The following is a 2,751-nucleotide window of genomic DNA, read 5'->3' on the forward strand; positions in this document are numbered from 1 at the left end:
TTGCCGTGGCGGCCGCAGCGTTGCCCAGTGCGGCCAGATTCAAGGCCCATGGTGTCGCCACGCCGGCCATCGACAGGGCCGAGGCGCGTTTCATGAAGGCGCGGCGGGAAGCGTTCATAGAGGCATGTTGTGTCACGGTGTCACCCTCACTTTTGAATCAGAAACTCGGGGGCGACCATCAGCATCAACACAGCGGCATACACGCGGTTGGCTCGGCTGCCTGGGGTACCGGAGGGCATGCTGCCAATGGCGGTCTTGATGTTGGCCAGGTTGCTGGCGCTCATCTGGCCGGCCACCAGCACGGTGTGCAGTTCATCAAGCAGTTGCCCAGCGTTATCGGCCAAGGCGATGAGGATGGTGTAGTCCGCCTTGACATCCCCGATGCCGTTGCTGATCACGCCTTGCATGAAGTTGATGTAGCCCGCCACCGAAGACTCGTTGCTCAACTGGAACTCGGGCGCCACCAGATTGGCTTGTGCAATGCCGCTGCCTGGTGGCACATAACCGGGGCGGAAGAAATTGAAGACCGTGGGCGAGCGCAGCGGGCTCTGGCCCAGGCGGGTGCCGGGGTCGGAGGTGTCGCCAATCGCCCAGGCATCGCTGGGGGAGGTGGCGCCGAAGGCCGCAGCCCAGTTCAGGAAGCGCACCACGGGCTCGCGCAACTTGCCGAAGGTGTCGCTGCCGACGTTGTCAGCATTGCGCGCTTCGTCATCCAGCAAGATTGCCTTGATCACGGCCTGAAGATTGCCCTTGACGCCCTGGCCATCGTTGTTGAACACCGCTGCGATGCGCGCGACGTAAGCCGAGCTGGGATTGCTGGTGATCAGCCGCTGAATCAACTGCTTGCTGACAAAGGGCGCCACGTTGGGGTGGGCGAAGATGATGTTGAGCGCGGCGCTGAGGCTGGCCGCGCCATCAAGGCCCGCCGGGACCGTCGATCCCAGAAAGTTGGAGGCACCAGTTTCATGGCGAGCCGCCACCTGGATCATGGGTCGGCGCTGGAAGTCCGGTGTGTCGCCATTGCCGACCGATTTGTCCCAGTCCCATCCGGTGAAGATGCGAGCAAGCCCCGTGATGTCAGCCAGGCCATAGGTTTCCTGCGGATTGCCGTTGACGAGCGCGGGTGAGCCATCCTGATTGAGCTTGATCAGCCCGATCGTGAACAGCTGCATGACCTCCCTCGCGTAGTTCTCATCGGGCAGGGCGCCGGTCTTGGCGTTGTATTTGACGTTGCCGCGATAGGTCAGGTACTCGCCCATGGCCGGGCTGGTGGAGACCTGCTCCAGCAAGGTGCGGTAGTTGCCAAAGGCATTGGCTTCCAGGATGTCGAGGTAGTGAGCCCCCGAAAAGGCGCGCCACCCACCCGACAGCCCCGCCACCGACACCACCAGGATTTCCGACAAGGCCAGTGTCACGCGCTGGCGCAGCACATCGGGTGAGCCAATGAGCTTGCGCCAGACGCAGGCGTCAAAACCTGTCAGGCCGTTCTTGTTGGCGTTGTTCGTGCCGGCTGCGTCATAACCCTTGCTGACCAGCCAGTCGCAACGGCTCGCCGTGGTCGCCATGGCAAATTGCTCGTCGATCCAGGCGCTGTAACCCACTGCCATCAAGTGGTTGATCTGGGTGCGGCTGCTGCCTGTTGACGCCTGAGCCAGAAAGCGCGAGGCTTCCAGCTCGGTCATCTGGCCATTGTTGCCACCGCCGCAACCAGGCAGTGCGGTGGCAAGTGCCGCGCTGGCCAGCAGCCCGCCTGCTGCATTCGCCAGATCGTGTTGAGTGGCGGAGGGGTGGAGCGTCCTCGGCTCATCTAGCACTTGCGCTTCGTCCATGCCGGCAGCCTTTCCTGTGAGTTTTTCTGTGGGCCCCATGCTGACACGCCCCGTTTGACATAAGGGCAGATTTGGAACCAAGCGCTCACGCTGCTTACCTACGGTTGCACAAGGCCCTTATTCGCGGGAGGGGGGTGTTGAATGAGGCATGCCAAAGACATGATCGAACGCCCAGTTGAAGCAGAAGGTGTAGAACAAAAAGAACACCACCAGGCCCAGATCAGTGATCAGCGCCTGCCACCAACTCATGTCCAGCCACCAGGCGATCAGCGGCACGGTCATCACGACCAGGCCGCCTTCAAAGCCGATGGCATGGGCCACGCGGCGAAGCACGGTGCGGTGGAGGCTGGCCTGACGCCGCTCCCAGGCTTCAAACAGCGTGTTGAAGACCATGTTCCACACCAGTGCGACCACCGAGGTGGACAAGGCCAGCCCACCTGCCTCGGCCGCGCCTTTATCGGACAGCCAACGCATGGCCACCGTCACGACGACGATGGCGATGAGTTCATACAACGTGGCGTGAACGATCTTGCGCTGGGGACCTTGCATGGAGCGCAAGCGTAGCAGGTGCTGTCAATGCGGGATCCATTTGAGCAGCGTGTCGACCATGGTCTCCGGCATGATGGGTTTGGTGACCATGTCCACCATGCCGGCTTCCAGGCAGCGCTCGCGATCGGCGGGCAGCACAGCTGCGGTCATCGCGATGATGGGGATGTCGTGGGCATGGCCCATCTGCTGGATGCGCCGCGAGGCCTCCAGGCCGTCCATCACGGGCATGTGCATGTCCATGAGGATGGCGGCGAAGTAGCCCGGTGGCGCCTGCTCCATGCGCTGCACGGCCTGCTGGCCATCGTCCAGGGTCTCGACCTCCAGCCCGGCTTGTTGCAGGAAGGCTTGCGCCACCATCTGATTGAGCAGGTTG

Annotated in this window: 3 protein-coding genes; all 3 read right to left on the reverse strand. The window is 62.6% G+C overall.

The genetic code is table 11. From position 1 onward, the window contains the following. Positions 1-146: 146 nt before the first annotated feature. Positions 147-1,829 (reverse strand): DUF1800 domain-containing protein, encoded by a 1,683-nt coding sequence (locus EPO09_RS06385; RefSeq protein ID WP_290641323.1) that lies wholly within the window; start codon positions 1,827-1,829, stop codon positions 147-149. 117 nt (positions 1,830-1,946) lie between these two features. Next, positions 1,947-2,378 carry a PACE efflux transporter gene (locus EPO09_RS06390; RefSeq protein ID WP_290641325.1) on the reverse strand — a complete coding sequence of 144 codons (432 nt, stop codon included), beginning with the start codon at positions 2,376-2,378 and terminating at the stop codon, positions 1,947-1,949. A gap of 24 nt (positions 2,379-2,402) precedes the next feature. Further along, positions 2,403-2,751, reverse strand: a 349-nt coding sequence (locus tag EPO09_RS06395; protein ID WP_290641327.1) for a response regulator, incomplete at its 5' end; no start/stop codon positions are given.

Source organism: Aquabacterium sp., from assembly GCF_004297345.1.
Lineage (GTDB): Bacteria > Pseudomonadota > Gammaproteobacteria > Burkholderiales > Burkholderiaceae_C > Aquabacterium.